A 24935-nucleotide genomic window follows, 5' to 3' on the forward strand; every position below is an offset into this window, starting at 1 on the left:
GCATGGGGGTTCAGCGCATCAACACCCCGCCCGCTTCGACCAGTTCGTCCGACGGCACCGCGACGAGCCCCAACTCGGCGCCGGACGCGAGGAGCCGGTGCGACGGCAGCACCCGGACCGTGTACCCGAAGGGCCCCGTGCGGTCCAGGGAGAGCGGCCCCTCGTACGACCAACCCCCTTCGCCGTCGGGCCCGTTGACCGGTTTGAGGGGGACGGGTGTCGCGTCGGTGATGCGGTCCTCGGGGTCGACGCGGCCGGACAGCGCCTGGACCTGGACGTCGTCGGGACGCAGGTCGCCGAGGCGGACGCGGACGCGCAGGGCGAGGGTGGAGCCCAGCTCGGGGGTGGCGGAGGTGGTGGAGGTCTCGACGTGGTCGACGGCGACCCGGTGCCAGGACGCGCGCAACCTCCCCTTCCAGTCGGCGAGTTCACGGGCCTCGTCCCGGGTGAGCGCGCGGTGGGCGAGGGCGGCGGGGGTGTAGAGGCGGTCGACGTACTCGCGGACCATCCGGTCGGCGAGGAGCTTCGGGCCGAGTTTCGTGAGCGTGCGGCGGACCATCTCCGTCCAGCGGTCCGGGAGTCCGGCGGGGCCGCGCTCGTAGAAGCGGGGCGCGATGCGCTGTTCGAGGAGGTCGTAGAGGGCCGCCGCCTCGATGTCGTCGCGCCGGTCCTGCTCCATGGCATCACCGTCGGCCGTCGGGATCGCCCAGCCGAAGTCGGGCTCGAACCATTCGTCCCACCAGCCGTCCAGGACCGACAGGTTGAGGCAGCCGTTCAGCGCGGCCTTCATGCCGCTGGTGCCGCACGCCTCCAGTGGGCGCAGCGGGTTGTTGAGCCAGATGTCACAGCCGGGGTAGAGCTTGCGGGCCATCGCCATGCCGTAGTCGGGCAGGAACACGATGCGGTGGCGCACGCGCGGGTCGTCGGCGAACCGCACCAGCTCCTGGACGAGGCGTTTCCCGCCGTCGTCCGCCGGGTGCGCCTTGCCCGCGACGACGATCTGCACCGGGTGCTCGGGGTGCAGCAGGAGTTCCATCAGGCGGTCGCGGTCGCGCAGCATCAGTGTGAGGCGCTTGTAGGAGGGGACGCGGCGGGCGAACCCGATGGTCAGGACGTCGGGGTCCAACACCTTGTCGACCCAGCCGAGTTCGGCGTCGCCGGCGCCGCGCTGGCGCCAGGACGCGCGCAGCCTGGTCCGGACCTCGGTGACCAGTTGGCCGCGCAACTCGCGGCGCAGGGCCCAGAGTTGTTCGTCCGAGGCACCGGCGGCGTCGCCCAGTTCCAGGACCTCCGGCGCCACCCAGGTCGGCGCGTGGACGCCGTTGGTGACGGACGTGATCGGCACCTCGTCCGCGTCGAAGCCCGGCCACAGACCGGCGAACATCTCCCGGCTGACGTTGCCGTGCAGCAGGGACACCCCGTTGGCCCGCCCGGCCAGCCTCAGCCCCATCACGGCCATGTTGAAGAGGTTGGGTTCGCCGCCGGGGTAGGTCTCCATGCCCAGGCTCAGCACGTCCTGCACGTCGATCGCGGGCAACTCGGCGCCGGGGCCGAAGTGGTGGGCGACCAGCTCCCGGTCGAACCGGTCGATGCCGGCCGGGACCGGCGTGTGGGTCGTGAACACCGTGCCCGCCCGGACGGCTTCAAGGCCGGCGGCGAACTCAAGGCCCTCGGCGCGCAGTTCGGCGATGCGTTCCAGGCCGAGGAACCCGGCGTGCCCCTCGTTGGTGTGGAACACCTCCGGCTCGGGGTGCCCGGTGATCCGGCAGTAGGCGCGCACCGCGCGCACCCCGCCGATGCCGAGCAGCATCTCCTGGAGCAGCCGGTGTTCGCTGCCGCCCCCGTAGAGCCGGTCGGTGACGCCGCGTTCGCCGGGGTCGTTCTCCTCGACGTCGGAGTCGAGCAGCAGCAGCGGGACGCGGCCGACCCGCGCGACCCAGACCCTCGCGCGCAGCAGCCGTCCGCCGGGCAGGGCGAGGCTGACGTGCGCCGGGGTGCCGTCGTCCTCCTGGAGCGGGGCGAGCGGGAGTTCGTGCGGGTCGAGGACCGGGTAGTGCTCCTGCTGCCAGCCGTCCCGGGAGAGGGTCTGCCTGAAGTAGCCGTGCCGGTACAGGAGTCCGACCCCGATCAGCGGGACGCCGAGGTCGCTGGCCGCCTTGAGGTGGTCGCCGGCGAGGATGCCGAGGCCGCCGGAGTACTGCGGGAGTGCGGCGGTGATCCCGAACTCGGGTGAGAAGTAGGCGACGGCGGACGGGAGTTCACCGGCCGTCCGCTGTTGCTGGTACCAACGCCCGTCGCTGACATAGGCGTCGAGGTCGCGGGCGGCCTCGTCGAGGCGGCGCACGAACTCTTCGTCGCCGGCGAGTTCGGTGAAGCGTTCGGCGCGCACTCCGCCGAGCAGGCGCACGGGGTCGGCCGTCGCGTCCCAGCGTCCGGGGTCCACCGACCGGAACAGTTCGCGTGTCCCGGGGTGCCACGACCACCTGAGGTTTCTCGCCAGCTCGGTCAACGGACGCAGGGTTTCGGGGAGTACGGGCCGGACGGTGAACCGACGGATCGCCTTCACAATTCCACCTCGTCGCGCGTACGGAGGGGGACACACCGCGATGTGCGTCTCTTCGTCATGCTCTTCCTCGACGGTAATGGCTCCCCGGCGGCACGTCCGAAAAACACCGCGATCGTTCACCGGAACCGCTCCGACCGATATGGCCGATTCCCTCACCGCAGGCCACCTTGTGACTCCTCGCGGCGCACGAGAGGGTGCGGGCAAGGAGGCGCGTCCGGGCGCCGGGCTTGGAGGGGGCGGGAGTTGACGGGACTCAGAGCCTGTGTCACATCCCTGGTCGGATCAGCGCGCGTCGTCTGGTGCGTGCGATCGCAAGGCGCCGGACCGCCCGCGATGGGGGTGCCCCCTGGTCGAGCGAAGTCGAGAGCTTGGGGGAGGAGTCACGTGGGCGGTCCGGCAACGCCGCGAGCGTGCGTGCCAGGCGGCGGGCGCCCGGCCGGGGATGTGACACAGGCTCTGAGGCGGGGCGGGGTCCTCGCGGCGGCGGTGCTGGCGGTGACGGTGGCGACGGCGGTCCCCGCGCACGCCGGGCCGGCCGTGCCGGAGGGCGTCGTCATGGGCGCCGGTGACGCCGGTGCGGTGGACGGGAGTTATCTGGTCCAGCTCAGACCGGGCACCACCGTCGAGGCGGGCCGCGCGATCGCCGCCCGGTACGGCGCGCGCGTGACCCACGCGTACGGCACGGTCCTCGACGGCTTCGCCGTGCACGCCGACGCCCGCGCGGCCCGGCGGCTCGCGGCCGATCCGGGGGTCGCGTCGGTCGTCCAGGACACCCGCGTCAGAGCCGAGGGCTCGACGTCGAGTTGGGGGCTCGACCGCGTCGACCAGCCGTCGCTCCCGCTGGACGGCACCTACCGCGCGCCCGCGTCGCAGGGGGCGGGGGTCACGGTGTACGTGCTCGACACGGGCGTCCGGATCAGCCACCAGGAGTTCGCGGGGCGCGCGCGGCACGGCTGGGACTTCGTCGGGGGCGACGGGGACGCGGGGGACGGCAACGGGCACGGGACGCATGTCGCCGCGACGGTCGCGGGGTCCTCGCTCGGGGTCGCGCGCAGGGCGCGGGTCGTCTCGGTGCGCGTCCTGGACGACTCCGGCGGCGGGACCATCGCGCGGACGATCGCCGGGATCGACTGGGTGACCCGGCACGCGAGGAAGCCCGCCGTCGCCAACCTGAGCCTGGGCGGGCCGGCGAACGCGGCGCTCGACGCGGCCGTCCGCACCTCGATCCGGGCCGGGGTGACGTACACGGTCGCGGCGGGCAACGAGGGGCGGCCGGCCGGGGCGTACTCGCCGGGGCGGGTGCGGGAGGCGGTGACGGTCGGGGCGACCGACCGCGGGGACACGCGGCTCGCCCGGTCGAACCACGGGCCGCCGCTCGACCTGTTCGCGCCGGGCGGTTCGATCGTGTCCGCGTCGCACGCGAGCGACACCGGGCGGGCGGTGTACTCGGGCACGTCGATGGCGGCGCCGTACGCGGCGGGCGCGGCGGCGCTGTATCTGGCGGATCACCCGGAAGCCGCGCCCGCCGAGGTCGCCGGGGAACTCGCGCGGAACGCGGTGAACGGGAAGGTTTCCGGCCGTGGAGCGGGTTCGCCGGACAAACTCCTCCAGGTTCCGGCGCCTTGATGAAGGAGTGACGCGGCCGTCGCCGTTCCCCCGAACGGCGGCACTCCGGGGTATCGAAGTACGCGCGAGTAGTTAGCTGCGCGCCGGATTGCTCACCCGAATAGGGTGGGAAGGCTCCTTCGGTATTACCCCGGTCATCCTCAGGTACCCGACTCGCATCACCCCGCAGGCTCACCTCCCCACACACTTCCGCCCACCCTTCGTTGACGCGGACAGGAGCGGTCATGCCCGCCACACAACGCCCGTCGGCACCCCCGACACCCCGTCCCGCGCCGGAGCGATCCTCCGGCTCCGAAACAGCCCCCCGGTCACCGGGCACACCGCCCCCGGTGACCGGCCGGATACCCGTGCTGGACGTCCGTCCGGTCGTCCAGCGGGGCCGCAGGCCCGCCAAGGCGGTCGCCGGCGAGACCTTCGAGGTCTCGGCGACCGTCTTCCGCGAGGGCCACGACGCCGTGGCCGCCAATGTCGTACTCAAGGACCAGGAGGGCAATCCCGGTCCCTTCACCCCGATGCGGGAACTCGCCCCCGGCACCGACCGGTGGGGCGCCGAGGTCACCCCGGACGCGCCCGGCCTGTGGAGCTACGCCGTCGAGGCGTGGAGCGACCCGGTGTCGACCTGGCGGCACCACGCCCGGATCAAGATCCCGGCCGGGATGGACGTCGACCTGGTCCTTGAGGAGGGGGCGCGCCTGTACGAGCGCGCGCCGGTCTCCTCGGCCGTCCTGGACGCCGCCGTCGTGGCTCTCAGGGACGACACCCTCACCCCCGCCGAACGACTGCGCGCCGCCCTCACCCCCGAGGTCGACGCGGTCCTCGCCGCCCATCCCCTGCGCGAACTGGTCACCTCCTCCGAGGAGTTGCCGCTGCTCGTGGAGCGGGAGCGGGCCCTGTTCGGCTCCTGGTACGAGTTCTTCCCGCGCTCGGAGGGCACGCCCGAGGAACCGCACGGCACGTTCCGCACGGCGGCACGCAGGCTCCCGGCCATCGCCGCGATGGGCTTCGACGTCGTCTACCTGCCCCCGGTCCACCCCATCGGGACGACGTTCCGCAAGGGCCGCAACAACTCCCTCACGCCCACACCGGACGACGTCGGCGTGCCGTGGGCGATCGGTTCCCCGGAGGGCGGCCACGACGCCGTGCACCCGGCGCTGGGCACGCTCGACGACTTCGCGTGGTTCGTGAACAGGGCCGGTGAGCTGGGCCTTGAGGTCGCGCTCGACTTCGCGCTCCAGTGCTCGCCGGACCATCCGTGGGTCCAGAAGCACCCGGAGTGGTTCCACCACCGCCCTGACGGCACGATCGCGTACGCCGAGAACCCGCCGAAGAAGTACCAGGACATCTACCCCATCGCGTTCGACGCGGACATGGACGGCCTGGTCGCGGAGACCCTGCGGATACTGCGGCACTGGATGGGGTACGGCGTGCGGATCTTCCGCGTCGACAACCCCCACACGAAACCGGTGGTGTTCTGGGAGCGGGTGCTCGGCGAGATCGCCCGCACCGACCCGGACGTGATCTTCCTCGCGGAGGCGTTCACCCGGCCCGCGATGATGCGCACGCTCGGCGAGATCGGCTTCCAGCAGTCGTACACCTATTTCACCTGGCGCAACACGAAGGCCGAACTCACCGACTATCTCACCGAGTTGTCGCGGGAGACGGCGGCCTCGATGCGGCCGAACTTCTTCGTCAACACCCCGGACATCCTGCACGAATACCTCCAGCACGGCGGGCGTCCGGCGTTCGAGGCGCGGGCGGTGCTGGCGGCGACGCTCTCGCCGTCGTGGGGCGTCTACAGCGGCTACGAACTGTGCGAGAACACACCGGTGCGGCCGGGCAGCGAGGAGTACCTGGACTCGGAGAAGTACCAACTCAGGCCGCGTGACTGGGAGTCGGCGCCGAGCATCGCGCCGCTGCTCACCCGCCTGAACGAGATCCGGCGGGCGAGCCCGGCCCTGCGGCAGCTGCGGAACCTGCGCTTCCACCACGCCGACCAGGACGCGGTGATCGCCTACTCGAAGACGTCGGGCCCGAACACGGTGGTGACGGTCGTCAACCTCGACCCCCACCACACCCAGGAGGCCACGGTCTCGTTGGACATGCCGGCCCTCGGCCTGGACTGGCACGAGCCGGTGCCGGTGCGCGACGAGCTGACCGGCGAGACCTATCACTGGGGCAGGGCCAACTACGTACGCCTGGAACCGGGTTCCCGGCCGGCGCATGTGCTGACGGTCCTGCGACCGTCCCACCCGCAGAACGGAGGGTCAGCCACCCGATGATCGTCAACGAGCCCGTACAGGACACCTTCGAGGACACCCCCGCGAAGGACCGCGACCCCGAGTGGTTCAAACGCGCCGTGTTCTACGAGGTACTGGTCCGCTCCTTCCAGGACTCCAACGGCGACGGCGTCGGCGACCTGAAGGGGCTGACCTCCAGACTGGACTACCTCCAGTGGCTCGGCGTGGACTGCCTGTGGCTGCCGCCGTTCTTCAAGTCGCCGCTGAAGGACGGCGGTTACGACGTCTCCGACTACACCTCGGTGCTCCCGGAGTTCGGTGACCTCGCCGACTTCGTGGAGTTCGTGGACGCCGCCCACCAGCGCGGGATGCGCGTCATCATCGACGTCGTCATGAACCACACGAGCGACCAGCACCCGTGGTTCCAGGAGTCCCGCAAGGACCCCGAAGGCCCCTACGGCGACTACTACATGTGGGCCGACGACGACAAGCAGTACGGTGACGCGCGGATCATCTTCGTCGACACCGAGGTCTCCAACTGGACCTTCGACCCGGTCCGCAAGCAGTACTTCTTCCACCGGTTCTTCTCCCACCAGCCGGACCTCAACTACGAGAACCCGGCCGTGCAGGACGAGATGATCTCGGCGCTGAAGTTCTGGCTCGACCTCGGCATCGACGGGTTCCGCCTCGACGCCGTGCCGTATCTGTACGCGGCCGAGGGAACGAACTGCGAAAACCTTCCTGCGACCCACGAGTTCCTGAAGCGGGTCCGCAAGGAGATCGACGCGCAGTACCCGGACACCGTGCTGCTCGCCGAGGCCAACCAGTGGCCCGAGGACGTCGTCGACTACTTCGGCGACTACTCCTCCGGCGGCGACGAGTGCCACATGGCGTTCCACTTCCCCGTCATGCCGCGCATCTTCATGGCCGTGCGCCGCGAGTCGCGCTACCCCGTCTCGGAGATCCTGTCCAAGACCCCGGCGATCCCCTCGCACTGCCAGTGGGGCATCTTCCTGCGCAACCACGACGAGTTGACGCTGGAGATGGTCACCGACGAGGAACGCGACTACATGTACGCGGAGTACGCGAAGGACCCGCGGATGCGCGCCAACATCGGTATCCGGCGCAGGCTTTCGCCCCTCCTCGACAACGACCGCAACCAGATCGAGCTGTTCACCGCCCTGTTGCTCTCCCTGCCGGGCTCGCCGATCCTCTACTACGGCGACGAGATCGGCATGGGCGACAACATCTGGCTCGGCGACCGGGACGCCGTCCGGACGCCGATGCAGTGGACACCGGACCGCAACGCCGGTTTCTCGTCCTGCGATCCGGGGCGGCTGTACCTGCCCACGATCATGGATCCCGTCTACGGCTACCAGGTCACCAACGTCGAGGCGTCCATGTCGACGCCGTCGTCGCTGCTGCACTGGACGCGCCGGATGATCGAGATCCGCAAGCAGAACCCGGCGTTCGGGCTCGGCTCGTTCACGGAACTCCCGTCCAGCAACGCGGCGGTGCTCGCGTTCCTACGCGAGTACGAGGACGATCTCGTGCTGTGCGTCCACAACTTCTCGCGGTTCGCGCAGCCCACCGAGTTGGACCTCAGCCGCTTCAACGGACGCCATCCGGTGGAGCTGTTCGGCGGGGTGCGGTTCCCCGCGGTCGGTGAACTGCCCTACCTGCTCACCCTCGCGGGCCACGGCTTCTACTGGTTCCGGCTGCGCCAGAACGCCGGTTAGAGCCTGTGGCCGAGAGGCCCCGGAACTCCGGGCGGGGCGGTTTCCGCCGTCCCGCCCGGGGCACGCATCAGTAACACCCCTACCCCCTGGGCCCGTTCGGTTCCCCGTCCGGTTCTCCGGGGAAAGGACGACGTCATGGCGGACACGGCTCTGCGTCCCGGCCCCGACCTGCTCACGTCGCTGGGCCCCCTCCTACGCGAATGGCTGCCCCGGCAGCGGTGGTTCGCCGGGAAGGGCCTCCCGGTGACCGGTTTCACGCCGGTCTCGGTGACCGAACTCCTGCCCGCGGGCGGCCGGTTGTCCCTCCACCACGTCCTCGCCCGCGCGCAGCAGGGCGACGGGCCCGGCGACTGCTACCAACTCCTCATCGCCGCGCGCGAGACGCTGCCGCCGCACCTCGGGCCCGCCCGGATCGGCGAGGTCGACGGCCGCACCTACTACGACGCCCTCCACGACCCCTGGCCCGCCGAGATCCTGCTCGAAGCGGTCCGCGCCGACGCCCGGGTGGGCGCGCTGCGGTTCTCCCGGGTGCCGGGCGCCCAGATCCGCCCGGGGCTCGTCCCCCGCGTGGTCACCGCCGAGCAGTCCAACTCCTCGGTGATCTACGGAGATACGTTCATCCTCAAGGTCCTGCGGCGCGTCGTCCCCGGCGTCAACCCCGACCTCGAGCTCCCCCTCGCGCTGGCCCGCGAGAACTGCGACCGGGTACCGGGCCCCGTCGGCTGGCTCGGCGCCGAGGTGTCCGGGGAGGGGTGGGTGCTGGGGGTCGTCCAGCAGTACGTGGCGGGGGCCGTGGACGGGTGGGAACTGGCACTCCAAGGGGTGGGGAAGGAGTCGGGGGAGAACGGGGAGTGGGAGAGCGAGGGGTGGGCGGCCGAGGAGTGGGGGTTCGACGAGGGACCAGAGGCCGACGGGTTCGGCGAACCCGGCGCGTTCAGCGAACCCGGTGCGTTCAGCGGACGCCAAGACCCCGCCCACCGCCACGAGTTCAGCCCCCGCCGCCCCCGTCACCCCCGTCCCGTCCCCTTCGTCGAGGACGCCCGCGCCCTCGGGCGGGCCACGGCCGAGGTGCACCGAGCACTTGCCCGTGCCCTCCCGACCGTCACCCTCGGGCACGTCCAACTGGAGCCGCTGGTCGCGGGGATGACCGCGCGGCTGGCGGCGGCCGTGCAGGCGGTGCCGTCGCTGCGGCCGTACGAGGAGGGCCTGCGCACGGCGTTCGCGGCGCTCGGGGAACTCGCCGCCGAGGGCCACACCTGGACCGCCCAGCGCATCCACGGCGACCTGCACCTCGGCCAGTGCCTGCGCACGCCCGCCGGGAAGTGGCTGCTGATCGACTTCGAGGGCGAGCCCGCACGCCCGCTCGCGGAACGCCGGATGCCCCAGCCGGCGGTCCGGGACGTCGCCGGGATGCTCCGGTCGTTCGACTACGCCGCGTACACGGCGGAACCCCCCGCCCCGGACTGGGCGGCGGCCTGCCGGGCGGCCTACTGCTCCGGGTACGCGGAGGCGGGCGGCGCCGACCCGCGCACCGATCCCGTCCTGCTGCGCGCGTACGAGACCGACAAGGCCGTCTACGAGGTGGTGTACGAGGCCCGTAACCGCCCCGACTGGCTCCCGGTCCCCCTCTCGGCGATCCGCAGGCTCGCCGCCCACGATTCCCCGCTCACCCCCAGGAGGCCCCGCCCGTGACGTCCGGCGCGCCGAACCCCGTACCGAACCCGAAGAAGAAGGCGGTCGCGAAGAAGACGGCGACGGCGAAGAAGGCGGCCACGGAGCAGCCCCGCGCGAAGAAGACCGCCGCGAAGAAGAGCACGGCGGAGAAGAGCACGCCGTCGCGGAAGCAGCCCGCCCAGCAGCCCCCCGCCACACCGGCCGCCCCAACCCCAGCCCCGCCCCAACCCCCCTTCGACCCCGCCGCCCCCTCCCCCGACCGCGATCGTCTCCTCACCGGCACCCACCACGACCCCCACTCGGTCCTGGGCCCGCACCCCACCCCCACCGGCGAGACGGCCCTGCGCGCCTTCCGCCCCTTCGCCCGCGCGGTCACGGCCGTCACGGACGACGGCCTGCGCCACCCCCTGAAGGACGACGGCGACGGCTTCTTCTCGGTGCTCCTGCCGAGCGCGACACCGCCACCGGCGACGACCGCGTACCGCCTGACGGTCGAGTACGAGGGGACGACGCACGAGACGCACGACGCGTACCGTTTCCCGCCCACGCTGGGCGAGTTGGACCTGCACCTGATCGGCGAGGGCCGGCACGAGCAGTTGTGGACGGCGCTCGGCGCGCACCCGGTGACCAGGGACGGCGTCACCGGCACCCGCTTCGCGGTGTGGGCCCCGAACGCGCGGGGCGTCCGCGTCGCCGGCACCTTCAACTTCTGGGACGGCACCGGCTTCCCGATGCGCTCACTGGGCTCGACCGGCGTGTGGGAGCTGTTCGTGCCCGGCATCGGCGAGGGCGAGCTGTACAAGTTCGAGATCACCCGCCCCGACGGTTCGAGGACGCTGCGCGCCGACCCGATGGCCCGCCGCACCCAGACCCCGCCGGACACGGCGTCGGTCGTCACGGCGTCCACCTACGCCTGGGGCGACGACGACTGGATGGCGCACCGCGCGGACACCCCCGTCCACGAGGCCCCGTTCTCGGTGTACGAGGTCCATCTCCCGTCCTGGCGACCGGGGTTGACGTACCGTCAACTCGCCGACCAGCTTCCGGGGTACGTGAAGGACCTGGGCTTCACGCACGTCGAGTTCCTGCCCGTCGCCGAGCACCCGTTCGGCGGCTCGTGGGGCTACCAGGTCACCGGCTTCTACGCGCCCACGGCCCGCCTGGGCACCCCGGACGACTTCCGGCACCTGGTGGACGCCCTGCACCGGTCCGGCATCGGCGTCCTCATGGACTGGGTCCCGGCCCATTTCCCGCGCGACGACTGGGCGTTGGCCGAGTTTGACGGGCGTCCGCTGTACGAGCACGAGGACCCGCAGCGCGCGGCGCATCCCGACTGGGGGACGCTGGAGTTCGACTACGGCCGCCGCGAGGTGCGCAACTTCCTGGTGGCGAACGCCGTCTACTGGTGCGAGGAGTTCCACATCGACGGGCTGCGCGTGGACGCGGTCGCCTCGATGCTGTACCTGGACTACTCGCGCGAGCCGGGCCAGTGGTCGCCGAACGCGTACGGCGGCCGGGAGAACCTGGACGCGGTGGCGTTCCTCCAGGAGATGAACGCGACGGTGTACCGGCGGTGTCCGGGGGTCGTGACGGTCGCCGAGGAGTCGACCGCGTGGGACGGCGTGACGCGGGCGACGGACTCCGGGGGCCTGGGTTTCGGCCTGAAGTGGAACATGGGCTGGATGCACGACTCGCTGGGCTACATGGCCCACGACCCGGTCCACCGCTCCTACCACCACGGCGAGATGACGTTCTCGATGGTGTACGCGTACAGCGAGAACTACGTGTTGCCGATCTCGCACGACGAAGTGGTGCACGGCAAGCGGTCGTTGGTGTCGAAGATGCCGGGCGACTGGTGGCAGCAGCGGGCCAACCTGCGCGCCTACCTCGCCTTCATGTGGGCCCACCCCGGCAAGCAACTCCTGTTCATGGGGCAGGAGTTCGCGCAGGGCGCGGAGTGGTCGGAGGCGCACGGCCCGGACTGGTGGCTGCTGGATCCGGCGTACGGCGCGGAGTCGGACCACCGGGGTGTGCGGGACCTGGTCCGCGACCTCAACGCGCTGTACCGGTCGAGTCCGGCGCTGTGGCAGCGCGACACGACCCCGGACGGCTTCGAGTGGATCGTGGGCGACGCGGCCGACGACAACGTCTTCGCCTTCCTGCGCAGGGCCGCCGACGGCACCCCGCTCCTCGCGGTCACCCACCTCTCCCCCGCCGTCCGCCACGACTACCGCCTCGGCGTCCCCGACTCGGTCCCGGCCTGGCAGGAGGTCCTGAACACCGACGCGCCCGGGTACGGCGGCAGCGGCGTCACCCACGCCGACGCGGTGAAGCCGGAGGCGACACCGTGGCACGGCCGCCCGGCGTCCCTGACCCTGACGCTGCCCCCGCTGGGGACGGTGTGGCTGCGCCCGGCGTGACCGAAGGCCGGCGTGACCGAAGCCGGCGCATCTGAGCGAGCGTCAACTCTCCTTCTTCGTCCCGAACATCACCCTCCGCAACACCGCCAGCAGCCCCTTCCCCTCGGTCCCCGCCTCCCGCACCGGCTCCGCCCGCCGCACTGCCACCCCGGGCGCCAGCTCGTACCGCACGGGCAGCACCCGCAGCCCCCGCACGACCGGCCCCGCCCGCCAGGGCAACCGGTCGTCCGGGAGGGTGAGTTCGACCTGCGAGAAGTGGTCGAAGAGCTTGCCCACCGCCGTCGTGACGATCAGCATGCCCAACTCGCGGGCGGCGGTGGGGCATTGGTGGGGACCGGCGCCCCACCCGAGGTGCGCCCGGGTCGAGACGGTCGAGCCGTCCATGTGCGAGGCGCTGAGCGCCAGCAGGTCCTGGTGCGCGGCGGCGGCCGAGGCGCACACCACGTCACCGGCCCGGATCAGGTAGTTCCCGAGCTGTGCGTCGCGCGCCGCGAACCGGAAGCACATGTTGGCGACCGGCGGGTTGGCGAGCGCGGCACGGTTCACGGTCTCGCCCAACTGCCCGGCGGACAGGCTGCGTCGGACGGTCGCGTTGCCCCGGAGCACTTCGAGGAGCGTGTTGAGGACCATGTTGCCGGTGATGTCGTTGAGGTAGACGGCGTGCATGAACAGCTCACGTCCGAGCTGTTCGTCGCTCAACTCCGGGTCGGCGAGCAGGAGATAGGAGGTGAGGTCGTCCCCGGGCCGGGCCCGGCGGTGCGCGGCGAGCCGGGTGAAGGCGCCGAGGGCCCGCGCGGTGGCGACCCCCGCGTCGGGGCCGCCGTCGAGCATCCGCCACAGGTCCATGACGAGTTCGTCGCCGAGGTCGACCGGGCAGCCGAAGAGCTTGGTGGTGACCATGAGCAGCAGTGGCCGGGTGTACTGGGCGCCGAGGTCCGCGTGTCCGGCCTGGCCGGACTCGGCGGCGAGCAACGACACCAGTTCGTCGGCGTACTTGGCGACGGCCGAGCGCAGTTCCCAGCCCTCGGGGCCGCGCGCGTTCTGGAAGGGGCCGAGGGCGGTGTGCAGGACGGTCCGGGCGCGCTGGTGCTCCTCGCCGTCCATGAACATCGTCTGGCGGACCTCGTACCCGGCCAGCAGGGGCCAGTCGTGCGGGAGTTCGCCGTGCGCGCGGGCACGCCAGTAGCGGACGTCGCGGCGCCACTGGTTCTCGTCGCGCAGGACTTCGAGGACGTCCCGGTAGTCGAGGACCAGCCACACCGCACCCCCATGAGCCCGACGGGCGCGACGGAGCCGTGCGCGGCGCGCAGCCGGGTGTAGACGGCGGCCGGGTCGGCGTCGAACCCGGGGGTGAGCAACGGCTCCACGGGCAGGGCGCCGAGGGCGGGATTGTCGGCCGGTGGGGTGGGGTGTGCGGGGTTGTCCATACTGCACACGCTTACCGCACCGGCCGTGCACGCGCGGTGACGCTCACGGGAACTGTTACGCCGGTGTGATCCCACGCGGCGCGAGCGTCCCCGCGAGCGCTTCCGACAGCGCCTTGGTATGGACCACACCGAGCCGCTGGGTGGCCCGCGTGAGCGCCACGTACAGGTCGCTCGTGCCGTACTCGCCGGGTTCGACGACGAGGACGGAGTCGAACTCCAGCCCCTTGGACTGCCGGGGGTCGAGCAGGACGACGCGCTGGGTGAGGTCGGGTTCCGTACCGGCCGTGACCCCGTCGAGGCGCGCGGCGACCGCCCGGTGCAGGGCGCGCGGCGCGATGACCGCCAACCTGCCTTCGTCCGGGGTGAGTTCGGCGACCGCCTTCTCCACCACGGCCGTCAGGTCGTCGGCGAGCCACGACCAGGGCCGGACTCCCGTCGTCCGTACGGACTTCGGGGGTTCGAAGTCGGGCCGTTCGGCGCGGACGACGGCGGCGGCGACGTCCATGATCTCGGCGGGTGTGCGGTAGTTGACGCCGAGGCGGGTGTGTTCCCAGCGGTCCTCGACGTACGGGCCGAGGATGCCCTGCCAGGAGCCGACCCCGGCCGCCTCGGCGGTCTGCGCGGGGTCGCCGACCAGGGTCATCGACCGGGTGGGGCTGCGCCGCATGAGCAACCGCCAGGCCATCGGCGAGAGTTCCTGCGCCTCGTCGACGATGATGTGTCCGAACGCCCAGGTCCGGTCGGCCGCCGCCCGCTCGGCCGCGCTGCGGGCGTCCCCCTCCTCCTGCCGCTCGGCGAACCGCTCGGCGTCGATGATGTCGTGCGCCGACAGCACCTCGGAGTCCTCGTCGTCCTTGTCGTCGAACTCGTAGGTACGCGAGGCGTACGAGACGTCCAACACGCCCTGTGCGTACGCGACTTGCTCGTCGCGTTCCTGTTCGGCCCGTTCCCTGGCCCGGCGTTCGTCCACGCCCAGGATCTCGGCGAGTTCGTCGAGGAGGGGCACGTCGGCGACGGTCCAGGCGCGGGTGACCGGGCGGCGGATCGCGGCGGCGTCCTCGTCGCCGACGTACGCGTCGGGCTCGGCGAGGAAGTCGGCCAGCACCCGGCGGGGGGTGAGGTGCGGCCACAACCGGTCGACGGCGGACCAGACTTCGGGGTTCTCGGCGAGTTCGTCGCGGATCTGGGTGATGTCGCTGGCGTCGAGGAGGCTGCCGCCGTCGTAGGGGTCGGTGCCGACGCGTTCGGCGTACAGCTCGGTCAGGGTGTTGAGGATGTGGCCCTCGAAGTGCTCGCGGGCCACGTTGTGCTGGAGCCGGGCGGCCCGGGTGCGCTCGCGCGCGACCTTCACCAGTCCGTCGTCCAGCATCAGGACCTCGCGGTCGTGCTCGATCGTGAGCACCGGGTCGGGCAGCGCCTGGCGGTCGCGGACGACGGCGGCGAGGACGTCGGCCATGGCGGCGCTCCCCTTCACGGCCGCCGCCTCGGGGGTGTCGGTGGCCGTCGCCCGCACGCCCGGGTACAGCTCGCCGACCGTCGCGAGGAGCACGCCGGTCTCGCCGAGCGCCGGAAGGACCTCCCCGATGTAGCCGAGGAAGGCGGGGTTGGGGCCGACGATGAGGACAGCCCGCTTCGCCAGCAACTCCCGGTGCTCGTACAGGAGATAGGCCGCACGGTGCAGTGCCACGGCCGTCTTGCCGGTACCGGGACCGCCCTCGACGACCAGGACCCCCTTGTGCGGGGCGCGGATGATCTCGTCCTGCTCGGCCTGGATGGTCTGCACGATGTCGTTCATCCGGCCCGTGCGCGCGGAGTTGAGGGCGGCGAGGAGGACGGCGTCGCCGGTCGGGTCCTCGTGGCCGGTGCGCTCGTGGTCGCCGAGGTCCAGGATCTCGTCGTGCAGGGCGGTGACGGTCCGGCCGTCGGTCGTGATGTGCCGCCGTCGGCGCAGGCCCATCGGGGTGTGGCCGGTGGCGAGGTAGAAGGGGCGGGCGACGTCCGCACGCCAGTCGATGAGGACGGGGGTGCGCTCGGCGTCGTCCAGGCGCAGCCCGATGCGGCCGATGTGGTGGACGTCGCCCTTCGCGAGGTCGATCCGGCCGAAGCAGAGCGAGCCGTCCACCGCGTTCAGCGCGGCCAGCAGGCCCGAGCGCTCGGCGACCAGGATGTCCCGCTCCAGGCGTGCCTGCATCGGGGTGTTGCCCTGGGCGAGGGCGGCGGTGACGGAGGTCTCGGTGTCGCCGCGCAGGGCGTCGACGCGTGCGTACAGGTCGTCGATGAATTCCTGCTCCGTGCGCATTTCACCGTCTTGAAAGTCGGTGTTTGACAATTCCACTCCCGGCCGGATATACTGTGCTCATCGAACTTCTCATGCGACCCCTCTGAGGAAGTCGCGAATCAATGAATATACGCGAGAAAAGCCCCCGAGCACAAACGCTCGGGGGCTTTTCTCGTTACCGGTGACACCCGGCGATCCGGGTCGGATCAGTCGTCGGCGTGCTTCGGGGTGGCGGTCAGGTCTGCGCCCTGCGTGGTGGCCTCCGCCGGAGCCGGCTCGATGTCGTCCGCCGGGCCGTTCGGGCAGAACGAGGCCCGCTCGGAGCGGGACACCGGGCGGGTGTGGATGGTGACGGTCGAGTACTCCGTCTGATCCGGTTCCGCGCTCGCGCTCTGCACGCCGGTCAGCTTCACTTTATGACCTTAACCGAGTGGGGGGTAAAAAGGGGTAAAGGAAAACCCGAAATCAGACGGCATTCGATTCCGGCGCCGCGTAATGGAGCGGCTACTTTTCAGTAGCATTTCAGTGGAGGGAGGAAAATTCCCCGGCCACCTCTTCCAGTTCTGCAACAAGGCGCCTCTTCGGGCGCGCCCCCACCATCGCCTTCACCGGCTCGCCGCCCCGGAACACGAGGAACGTCGGCATCGAGCGGACCTGGTACGCGTTCGTCGTCAACGGGTTGCTGTCCACGTCCAGTCGGACGACCTTCAGCCGGTCGCCCGCCTCCGCCGCCAGCGCCTTCAGCACCGGCTTCATCTGGCGGCACGGCGGACACCAGTCGGCCGTGAACTCCACCAGCACCGGCACGTCGGCCCCGATCACCTGTTCCGCGAAATTCACGTCCGTCACATCGGCTACGTCCGTCACCATTGCTTTCCTCCCAGTTCGCATTCCGGTGGTGCCGTCTCCACGGCGAGGGCGTCCCTGGCCCGCTCGGCGCGGTCGAGCTGTCCGGCGACCTTCTGCCGGACCGCCCCCAATTCCTCGATCAGCGCGTCGAGTTCGGCGAGCTTGCGCCGGTACACCGCGAGCGAGGCCGGACACGAGTCCCCTTCGGGGTGGCCCGCCCGCAGGCACTCCACGAACGGCCGCGTCTCCTCCAGCCCGAACCCGAAGTCCCGCAGCGTGCGGATCTGTTCGAGCAGGCGGACGTCGTCCTCGTCGTAGGCGCGGTGACCGTGCGGGTCCCGGCGCGCGGAGAGCAGACCGCGCGCCTCGTAGTACCGGAGTGTCCGTGTCGTGGTGCCCGTGCGGGCGGCCAGCTCACCGATGCGCATGTCCACGAACGTAGGGGTTGACGCGGGCGTCAAGGCAAGAGCGGCGATGGAGGCTCATAGGATCACCGGCATGTCCCTGCGCCCCGCACACGTGAACATCAAGGCCCTCGACGCACCGGCGGTGGGCCGGTTCTGGGCGGAGGCCCTGGGGTGGGAGGCGTACCGCGCCGGCGAAAGCGTGTACGTCGGCCCCGCCGGAGGGCTCGTGTGGCCGGACCCCGTCCTCCTCGGCATCGACGTCGTCCCCGTACCGGACCGCAAGGGGACGGCGAAGAACCGGGTCCACCTCGACCTCGCCACCAACTCCCCCGCGCACCAACGGGAGTTGACCGACCGCCTCCGTCGACTCGGCGCGACGCCCGTCGACGTCGGGCAGGGGGACGACGTCCCGTGGACCGTCCTCGCCGACCCCGAGGACAACGAACTGTGCGTGCTGGAGCCCCGGGAGGTGTACCGGGACGCCGGGCCGGTCGCCGCGGTCGTCGTCGACTGCGCCGATCCGCGCGCCATGGCCCGCTTCTGGGGCGGGGCCCTGGACTGGACCCTCCTCGAACTCACCGACGCCCAGGCGACGTTGCGCTCCCCGGAGGGCACGGGCCCCTTCCTGGAGTTCCTGCGCGTCCCCGGCACGCGGCCCACCCCGGACCGCGTCCACCTCGACCTGCTCCCCGACGACCAGCAGGCGGAGGTCGCCCGCGTGCTCGCCCTGGGCGCCGTCCCCCTCGACACCGGCCAGGGCGACGCCCCCTGGACCTGCCTGACGGACCCGGAGGGCCACGCGTTCTGCGTCCTCGCCCCCTGAAGCCCCCAGCCCTAGACGGCCACCCCCGCCGACTCCCCCACCTCCATCAGCGACGCGCTGCGCCGCTCCTCCTCAAACGCCGGGCGCCCGCCGCGCAGCCCGAACAGCCGCTTGGTGACGGCGATGTAGAGCACGGCGAGGAGGTTGAGGACGAGGGTGGCGATCTTCAACCAGCTGACTCGCTCGGTGAGTTCGTAGATCTCCAGTGGGAGGAACGCGGCGGTGGCGACGACCGTCAGGTACTCGGCCCAGCGTTTGGCGTACCAGAGGCCGGCCGCCTCGACGAGTTCGATCAGCGCGTAGGCGAGGAGGAGGGCGGCGACGAGGACGAGCGTGCTGTGCTGGTACCCGAAGACCTTCTGCACCGAGCCGACGACCGGTGAGTGGTCCAGGTCGTAGTGGAAGTGCCGGAACACGGGCCGGAAGACGTCCAGATACTCGTCGAAGAGCCTGCGCACCGAGTCCTGGCTGTTGCTGAACTTCCACACGGCGACGGCTACGAGGACGATGAACACGCCCCGCACAGCCCGTTCCACCGCCAGGAACCGCAGGACGAACAGGTCCCGCAGCACCTTCCCCCGCGCCACGAGCGGCGCCCCCGCCGCCGGCCCCGCCCCATGCGGCTCCCCCAACGCGAAGTCCCCGCACCGCAGACACCGCCAGGCGTCCCCCAACGCGGTCACCGCACGCAGCCGCTCCGCGAACCGCGTCTCGTCGGGCGCGTAGGTCACATGCCCCTTCCGCGCACACGTCCGCCGATCCCAGTCGATCTTCATACCCGTCCCCCGTGCCTTCGTCCGCTTCAGGAACTTCCGGTTGCGGACGCTAACGGGGTCAGGTGAGAAGAAGACATGAATGCCGGCCGCCATGTATGGCGGGATTCGACGCATGGCGCGACCGAGCCGAACTGCCAATGCACAGCCGGGGCCGGGCAGGGAGTCCGGCGGCGTGCCTCGTGAGGGTTTCGGGTCGGTCGCCGCCGAGGCACTGGGTCTTGCGCCCGGCTCGTCCCGGCGGCGAAGAGCGGTGACCTTGCTGGGGGCAGTGGTGATCGCGTTCACGGCCGTCTTCCGGGACACGCTGGTCGACTACCTCATGATCAGTACCAGCGTGGCCGAGGAGAACGACTCCGACGCGGAAGCTGGTGGCCCGCGAGAACGACCGCTCGGGGGCGTTCGCCTACCTCAAGGAACTGGGCGCCCGCCCACTCGTGCCCACGGCCACGATGGAGTACGCCCCCGAGCGGTACAGGGAACAGATGCGGTCGAGCGGCGGCGGGGACCTCGCCGGTGTGTTCCAGATGAACATCATGAGCACCCGCTCGGCCTCGGTCGTCCTCCACGAGTGGCAGGTCACCGACATCACGTGCCGGAAGAGCACCGTGCGGGCCACGGTCTCGATCCCCCCGCAGGGTGGCGCCGCCTACGAAGGTCTCCAGCTCCACATCCCGCCGCTCGCCGGCGAGCCCGTGCTGGCCGACGACACCGAGGGACAGGGCGAGCCGTACTTCGACACCCGCTACGTCGAGATAGGCGGCGGTCAGCCCTCGGCCGGCTTCCGGGTGCAGGCGATCGGGCGGCCGGGGATGTCCTGCACGTGGGGTGTCAAGGTCAGGTACACCGACGCCTACCAGAAGGAGGGGTGGGTCCAGCTGAAGAACGCCGAGGGCGAACCCCTGCGCCTCCACACCGAGTCCCCGCCTCGGGACACCGCCCAGGACTGGGTCTTCATCGTCGCCCCGTGGAGGCTGTGCGATCGGGCGTCCCCGGACTTCGGACGGGACGAGGCATGCGTCCGCCGGCGGGCCGGGGCATAGCGCGACGCCACGCGCATGCGGAAACCCCGGACCACAGGTGGTCCGGGGTTTCCGTCTTCTCTCTGCCGGATGTCCGGCCCCGGTTCAGGCGGGGCCGGACATCCGGAGTCCGTGGGGACGGGCTCAGTGGGCGGCGCTCACGCCTTCGCCAGCTCCTTCTCGCCGTCCGCGCGCCGCTCGGCCGCCTCATCGTCGTCGTCCTCATAGACCGCGCCGTGGTCGTCCACCAGCGTCTTCTCGTCGAACGGGAACTCGCCCGCGAGGACTCGCTGGACGCGCTCCTTGTCGACCTCCTTGGTCCAGGTGCCGATGAGGAGGGTGGCGACGGCGTTGCCCGCGAAGTTGGTGAGGGCGCGGGCCTCGCTCATGAATCGGTCGATGCCGACGATCAGGCCCATGCCGTCGACCAGCGCCGGCTTGTGGGACTGGAGGCCGCCCGCGAGGGTGGCGAGACCGGCGCCGGTGACGCCCGCGGCGCCCTTGGAGGCGACCAGCAGGAAGAGCAGCAACGGGATCTGCTCGCTGACGGCCATCGGCGTGCCCATGGCGTCGGCGATGAACAGGGACGCCATGGTCATGTAGATCATGGTGCCGTCGAGGTTGAAGGAGTAACCGGTCGGGACGGTGATGCCGACGACAGGCTTGCTGACACCCAGGTGCTCCATCTTCGCGATGAGCCGCGGCAGCGCGGACTCGGAGGAGGAGGTCGACAGGATCAGCAGGAACTCACGGCCCAGGTACTTGAAGAAGGTGAAGATGTTGAGCCCGGTGACGATCTTCAGCATCGCGCCGAGGACGATGAAGACGAAGAGGAAGCAGGTGATGTAGAAGCCGATCATCAGGACGGCGAGGCTCTTCAGCGCGTCGACACCGGCCGAACCGGTGACGGCGGCCATCGCGCCGAACGCGCCGACCGGAGCCGCCCACATGATCATCGCGAGGACGCGGAACACGAGCCGCTGGATGTGCTCGATACCGCGCAGCACCGGCCGTCCGGCCTTGCCCATGGCCTGGAGCGCGAAGCCGCACAGCAGGGCGACGAACAGGGTCTGCAGGACCTCACCCTCGGTGAACGCCGAGACGATCGTGTGCGGGATGATCCCGAGCAGGAACTCCGTGGTGTCCTTGGCCTCGGCCGAGACCTGCGCCTGACCGGACTCCTTGACCGCCTCGGTGATGTGCAGGCCGCTGCCGGGCTCCAGGATGTTGCCGACGACCAGACCGATGGCCAGCGCGACGAACGACATGACGACGAAGTAGCCGAGCGCGATACCGCCGACGGCGCCGACCTTCGCGGCCTTCCTGACGGAGCCGATGCCGAGCACGATCGTGCAGAAGATGATCGGCGAGATCATCATCTTGATCAGGTTGACGAAGCCGGTGCCGATGGGCTTGAGCTCGACGGCGAAGTCGGGGGCGACCAGGCCGACCGTGATACCGAGGGCGACCGCGGCGATCACGGCGATGTAGAGATAGTGGGTGCGGTCCCGCTTCACAGCGGGAGCGGCAGGTGCCGTATCGGGGGTGCTGGCGGCCACGGCTGCCCTCCTTGACGTCTTCGTCGGCATCTCACCGGCGTGCGGCTCACGTCCGGGGGATAAGGGGAATGCGGTGACTATCTCCCGCCCTGTGAGGGCGGTCACCCTTCCGTTCATTTAGTTCACGCCATGGACGGAAGGCAGACTGGCCATATGCACCTCCGTGTCCCCCGTCCCCGCAGCCTCGCCGGCCAGCTCTTCGGCATGCAGGCGGTGCTGATAGCGGTGGTCGTGGCGGGGTACGCGCTGTTCAGCTACATCAGCGACGAGCGCCAGGCCGAGGACGCGGCACGCCGCCAGGCCATGGCCGTCGCCCGTTCGGTGGCCGATTCACCGTCGGTGCGGGAGGCGATCGGGACGAGCGATCCGACGGCCACGCTCCAGCCGTACGCGGTCAAGGTCATGCGGGACACCGAGGTCGACTTCGTCACGATCATGAATCCCCGGGGGATCCGGTGGACGCACCCGGACCGGACGCAGATCGGGCAGCGGTTCCTCGGGCACATCGAGCGGGCGCTGCGGGGGGAGTCGTTCACGGAGAAGTACACGGGGACGCTCGGGGAGTCGGTGCGGGCGGTGACACCGATCTGGGCGAGCGACGCGGCGGAGGCTTCCCGGTCCGACGATCAGATCATCGGACTGGTGAGTGCCGGCATCAAGATCGAGGTGATCAGCCGGCGCGTGCAGGAGCAGGTCACCGCCCTCCTCGGCGTCGCCGGCGGCGCCCTCGCGCTCGGCGGCATCGGCACGTACGTCATCAACGCCCGGCTGCGCCGCCACACCCACGGCATGAACGCCGGCGAGCTGAGCCGGATGCACGACTACCACCAGGCCGCCCTGCACGCCGTGCGCGAGGGGCTGCTCATGCTCGACGGGCAGTACAGGGTGGCGCTGATCAACGACGGGGCGCGGGAACTGCTGGGCGTCGGGCCGTCCGGGATCGTCGGCGACTCGGTGGCCGGCCTCGGTCTGCCCGCCCCGCTGACCGGCGCGCTCCTCGCCTCCGAGCCGCGCGTCGACGAGGTGCATCTGACGGCGGACCGGGTCCTCGTCGTCAACACCTCCCCCGTCTCCGGGGGCGAGCGCCGGGGGACGGTCGTCACGCTCCGGGACGTCACCGAACTCCAGTCCCTCATGGGCGAGTTGAACTCCGAGCGCGGCTTCACGCAGGCGCTGCGCTCGCAGGCCCACGAAGCGGCGAACCGGCTCCACACGGTCGTTTCCCTGATCGAGCTGGGCCGCGCCGAGGAGGCCGTCGAATTCGCCACCGCCGAACTGGAGTTGGCCCAGGCGCTGACCGACCAGGTGGTGGCCGCCGTCAGCGAACCCGTCCTCGCCGCCCTGCTGTTGGGCAAGACGGCCCAGGCGAACGAGCGGGGCGTCGAACTGGAGGTCTCCGCCGCGAGCCGCCTCGACGACGGCGTCCTGCCCGACTCCCTCCCCGCGCGCGACCTCGTCACGATCCTCGGCAACCTCATCGACAACGCGGTCGACGCGGCGCAGGGCAGCGTCGGCGCGCGCGTCTCGGTGACGGCGTACACCACGGACGCCGAGCTGACCCTCTCCGTCTCCGACACCGGCACCGGCGTCGCCCCCTCCGACACGGAACGCGTCTTCGAACGCGGCTTCACCACCAAGCCCGCCGGTCCCGGGGGGCGCGGACTCGGCCTCGCTCTGGTACGACAAGCCGTACACCGACACGACGGGACCCTGTCGGTGTCCGCCGCCGAGGGGGGCGGCGCGGAGTTCGTGGCACGCCTGCCCTTGCGGACGAGCGCGCCGGTTTCTGGAGGCGGAGCATGAACACGGGCACGGGAGCCGGCACGGGCGGGGGGCCGGGGTCCGGATCGGAGTCCGGCTCGGGTGTGGGCCCGAGGGCGGGCGCGGGCGAAGGGCCGGGGGCCGGTTCGGGGCCGGAGGCTGGTTCGCGTGCGGGCGGAGGGCCGGGGACGAGGGTCGGCGCGGGCTCGGGGTCGGGGGTCGGTCTGGGTACGGGCGGAGGGCCGGGAGTCGGTTCGGGGCCGGAGGCTGGTTCGCGTGCGGGCGGAGGGCCGGGGACGAGGGTCGGCGCGGGCTCGGGGTCGGGGGTCGGTCTGGGTACGGGCGGAGGGCCGGGAGTCGGTTCGGGGCCGGAGGCCGGTCCGCGTGCAGGCGGAGGGCCGGGGACGAGGGTCGGCGCGGGCGGGGGGTCCGGGCTGGGTGCGGGCACGGGTTCCAGTGCGGCGGGCGGATCGGGCGGGGGGTCAGGCGTGCGCGTCAACACAGGCACCGGCGCGGGCACGGTCGCCGGTACGGGCACAGGTACTGGCTCCGGTGCCGGACTGGGTGCGGGTGCGGGATCCGGGTCAGGCGGGGGAACAGGCATGCGTACCGGCGCGGGCACCAGCCCTGGCACCGGCGCGGGTACTGGCTCCGGTGCCGGACTGGGTGCGGGTGCGGGATCCGGGTCAGGCGGGGGAACAGGCATGCGTACCGGCGCGGGCACCAGCCCTGGCACCGGCGCGGGTACTGGCTCCGGTGCCGGCCCGGGGACAGGCACGGGCCCCGGTGCGGGAACCGGGTCAGGCGGGGGAACAGGCATGCGTACCAGCGCGGGCACCAGCCCTGGCACCGGCGCGGGTACTGGCTCCAGCGCCGGCCCGGGGACAGGCACGGGCCCCGGTACAGGAACCGGGTCAGGCGGGGGAACAGGCATGCGTACCGGCGCGGGCACCAGCTCTGGCGCGGGCGCGGGTGCTGGCACAGGTACTGGCTCCGGTGCCGGTCCGGGGGTGGGCGCGGGTGCGGGTGCGGGTGCGGGTGCTGCGCCGATCCGGGTTCTCGTCGTCGAGGACGACCCCGTCGCGGCGGACGCGCATGTCCTGTACGTCGGGCGGGTGCCGGGGTTCGTCGCCGTCGGCAAGGCGCACACCGGTGCGGAGGCGCGGCGGCAGTTGGACCGTACGCCGGTGGACCTGCTGCTGCTCGACCTGCATCTGCCCGACGGGCACGGGTTGCAGCTCGCCCGTTCCCTGCGCGCCGCCGGGTACCACGCCGACGTCATCGCGGTGACCTCCGCGCGGGACCTCACGGTCGTCCGCGAAGGGGTGTCGCTGGGGGTCGTCCAGTACGTGCTGAAGCCGTTCACGTTCGCGACCCTGCGGGACCGGCTGGTGCGGTACGCCGAGTTCCGGGGGGCCGCCGGGGAGGCGAGCGGGCAGGACGAGGTGGACCGCGCGCTCGCGGCCCTGCGCGCGCCGAGCCCGGCCGCGCTGCCCAAGGGGCTGAGCGGTCCGACGCTGGAACGGGTGACGGGCGCCCTGCGCGACGCCGCGGAGGGGCTGACCGCCGCCGGGCTCGCCGAGGCGGTGGGCATCTCGCGCATCACCGCCCGGCGGTACCTGGAGCACCTGGTGGAGGCGGGGCGGGCGGAACGTCAACCGCTGTACGGGCAGGTGGGGCGGCCGGAGTTGGTGTACCGGTGGGTGCGGGGAGGCAGGTGAGCCGGGCGTCGACGCGGACGAAGTCACCCTGAACGTAAGGGAGTTCCGCACCC

The 24935-nt window shown here is 71.6% G+C and carries 17 protein-coding genes; 9 read left to right on the top strand and 8 right to left on the bottom strand.

Annotated features, from left to right (window positions below; all coding sequences use genetic code 11):
- Positions 1 to 10: 10 nt before the first annotated feature.
- Positions 11 to 2566, bottom strand: coding sequence for an alpha-glucan family phosphorylase (gene glgP / locus IAG44_RS11925; protein WP_187747108.1), 2556 nt, complete (start codon positions 2564 to 2566; stop codon positions 11 to 13).
- Between the two features lie 444 nt (positions 2567 to 3010).
- Between glgP and IAG44_RS11930 the strand changes: the two genes are divergently transcribed.
- The 5 genes from IAG44_RS11930 (at position 3011) to glgB (ending at position 12262) form a co-directional block, all read left to right on the top strand.
- Positions 3011 to 4192: a S8 family peptidase gene (locus IAG44_RS11930; RefSeq protein WP_246561656.1), complete on the top strand. Its 1182-nt coding sequence runs from the start codon at positions 3011 to 3013 to the stop codon at positions 4190 to 4192.
- Positions 4193 to 4416: 224 nt separating this feature from the next.
- On the top strand, positions 4417 to 6471 hold the full coding sequence (locus IAG44_RS11935) for an alpha-1,4-glucan--maltose-1-phosphate maltosyltransferase (RefSeq protein WP_281404285.1): 2055 nt from the start codon (positions 4417 to 4419) through the stop codon (positions 6469 to 6471).
- Positions 6468 to 8168 carry a maltose alpha-D-glucosyltransferase gene (gene treS / locus IAG44_RS11940; protein WP_187747110.1) on the top strand — a complete coding sequence of 567 codons (1701 nt, stop codon included), beginning with the start codon at positions 6468 to 6470 and terminating at the stop codon, positions 8166 to 8168. The genes IAG44_RS11935 and treS overlap by 4 nt, the downstream gene beginning before the upstream one ends.
- Positions 8169 to 8303: 135 nt before the next feature.
- Complete coding sequence (locus IAG44_RS11945) at positions 8304 to 9860, top strand: maltokinase N-terminal cap-like domain-containing protein (RefSeq protein ID WP_187747111.1); 1557 nt, start codon at positions 8304 to 8306, stop codon at positions 9858 to 9860.
- On the top strand, positions 9857 to 12262 hold the full coding sequence (glgB, locus tag IAG44_RS11950; protein WP_187747112.1) for a 1,4-alpha-glucan branching enzyme: 2406 nt from the start codon (positions 9857 to 9859) through the stop codon (positions 12260 to 12262). Before IAG44_RS11945 ends, glgB begins: the two co-directional genes overlap by 4 nt.
- Positions 12263 to 12304: 42 nt before the next feature.
- Here the strand turns inward: glgB and IAG44_RS11955 are convergent, their stop codons facing one another.
- The 5 genes from IAG44_RS11955 to IAG44_RS11975 form a co-directional block, all read right to left on the bottom strand.
- Positions 12305 to 13522 (bottom strand): cytochrome P450, encoded by a 1218-nt coding sequence (locus tag IAG44_RS11955; protein WP_246561658.1) that lies wholly within the window; start codon positions 13520 to 13522, stop codon positions 12305 to 12307.
- A gap of 222 nt (positions 13523 to 13744) precedes the next feature.
- Positions 13745 to 15988, bottom strand: a complete 2244-nt coding sequence (locus IAG44_RS11960; protein ID WP_187747113.1) for a HelD family protein — start codon at positions 15986 to 15988, stop codon at positions 13745 to 13747.
- 185 nt (positions 15989 to 16173) lie between these two features.
- Complete coding sequence (locus IAG44_RS11965; protein WP_187747114.1) at positions 16174 to 16380, bottom strand: hypothetical protein; 207 nt, start codon at positions 16378 to 16380, stop codon at positions 16174 to 16176.
- Between the two features lie 109 nt (positions 16381 to 16489).
- Positions 16490 to 16837: a thioredoxin family protein gene (locus tag IAG44_RS11970; protein WP_187747115.1), complete on the bottom strand. Its 348-nt coding sequence runs from the start codon at positions 16835 to 16837 to the stop codon at positions 16490 to 16492.
- Positions 16831 to 17244: a MerR family transcriptional regulator gene (locus tag IAG44_RS11975; protein WP_187747116.1), complete on the bottom strand. Its 414-nt coding sequence runs from the start codon at positions 17242 to 17244 to the stop codon at positions 16831 to 16833. Before IAG44_RS11975 ends, IAG44_RS11970 begins: the two co-directional genes overlap by 7 nt.
- Before the next feature lie 70 nt (positions 17245 to 17314).
- Between IAG44_RS11975 and IAG44_RS11980 the strand changes: the two genes are divergently transcribed.
- Positions 17315 to 18046 (top strand): VOC family protein, encoded by a 732-nt coding sequence (locus IAG44_RS11980; protein ID WP_187752633.1) that lies wholly within the window; start codon positions 17315 to 17317, stop codon positions 18044 to 18046.
- Between the two features lie 11 nt (positions 18047 to 18057).
- On the opposite strand, the gene IAG44_RS11985 is transcribed toward IAG44_RS11980, so the two are convergent.
- On the bottom strand, positions 18058 to 18822 hold the full coding sequence (locus IAG44_RS11985; RefSeq protein ID WP_187747117.1) for a DUF2127 domain-containing protein: 765 nt from the start codon (positions 18820 to 18822) through the stop codon (positions 18058 to 18060).
- Between the two features lie 368 nt (positions 18823 to 19190).
- Between IAG44_RS11985 and IAG44_RS11990 the strand changes: the two genes are divergently transcribed.
- Positions 19191 to 19862, top strand: coding sequence for a hypothetical protein (locus IAG44_RS11990; RefSeq protein ID WP_187747118.1), 672 nt, complete (start codon positions 19191 to 19193; stop codon positions 19860 to 19862).
- A 137-nt stretch (positions 19863 to 19999) separates the two neighbouring features.
- Here IAG44_RS11990 and IAG44_RS11995 read toward each other — a convergent pair whose 3' ends face one another.
- Positions 20000 to 21430, bottom strand: coding sequence for a cation:dicarboxylate symporter family transporter (locus tag IAG44_RS11995; RefSeq protein WP_187747119.1), 1431 nt, complete (start codon positions 21428 to 21430; stop codon positions 20000 to 20002).
- Between the two features lie 123 nt (positions 21431 to 21553).
- On the opposite strand from IAG44_RS11995, the gene IAG44_RS12000 reads away from it, so the two are divergent.
- Together IAG44_RS12000 and IAG44_RS12005 are read left to right on the top strand one after the other, a co-directional pair.
- A complete protein-coding gene (locus IAG44_RS12000) occupies positions 21554 to 23203 on the top strand; it encodes a sensor histidine kinase (protein ID WP_187747120.1) in 1650 nt (549 codons plus the stop codon).
- 890 nt (positions 23204 to 24093) lie between these two features.
- Positions 24094 to 24882, top strand: coding sequence for a response regulator (locus tag IAG44_RS12005; RefSeq protein WP_246561660.1), 789 nt, complete (start codon positions 24094 to 24096; stop codon positions 24880 to 24882).
- The last annotated feature ends 53 nt before the right edge of the window (positions 24883 to 24935 follow it).

Origin of the sequence: Streptomyces roseirectus (assembly GCF_014489635.1) — a bacterium.
GTDB lineage: Bacteria > Actinomycetota > Actinomycetes > Streptomycetales > Streptomycetaceae > Streptomyces > Streptomyces roseirectus.

Coding starts and splice junctions, on each gene's coding strand:
- IAG44_RS11935 (WP_281404285.1), top strand. CDS start 4,417: ATGCCCGCCACACAACGCCCGTCGGCACCCCCGACACCCCGTCCCGCG.
- treS (WP_187747110.1), top strand. CDS start 6,468: ATGATCGTCAACGAGCCCGTACAGGACACCTTCGAGGACACCCCCGCG.
- IAG44_RS11945 (WP_187747111.1), top strand. CDS start 8,304: ATGGCGGACACGGCTCTGCGTCCCGGCCCCGACCTGCTCACGTCGCTG.
- IAG44_RS11960 (WP_187747113.1), bottom strand. CDS start 15,988: ATGCGCACGGAGCAGGAATTCATCGACGACCTGTACGCACGCGTCGAC.
- IAG44_RS11970 (WP_187747115.1), bottom strand. CDS start 16,837: ATGGTGACGGACGTAGCCGATGTGACGGACGTGAATTTCGCGGAACAG.
- IAG44_RS11975 (WP_187747116.1), bottom strand. CDS start 17,244: ATGCGCATCGGTGAGCTGGCCGCCCGCACGGGCACCACGACACGGACA.
- IAG44_RS11980 (WP_187752633.1), top strand. CDS start 17,315: ATGTCCCTGCGCCCCGCACACGTGAACATCAAGGCCCTCGACGCACCG.
- IAG44_RS11985 (WP_187747117.1), bottom strand. CDS start 18,822: ATGAAGATCGACTGGGATCGGCGGACGTGTGCGCGGAAGGGGCATGTG.
- IAG44_RS11995 (WP_187747119.1), bottom strand. CDS start 21,430: ATGCCGACGAAGACGTCAAGGAGGGCAGCCGTGGCCGCCAGCACCCCC.
- IAG44_RS12000 (WP_187747120.1), top strand. CDS start 21,554: ATGCACCTCCGTGTCCCCCGTCCCCGCAGCCTCGCCGGCCAGCTCTTC.
- IAG44_RS12005 (WP_246561660.1), top strand. CDS start 24,094: ATGCGTACCGGCGCGGGCACCAGCTCTGGCGCGGGCGCGGGTGCTGGC.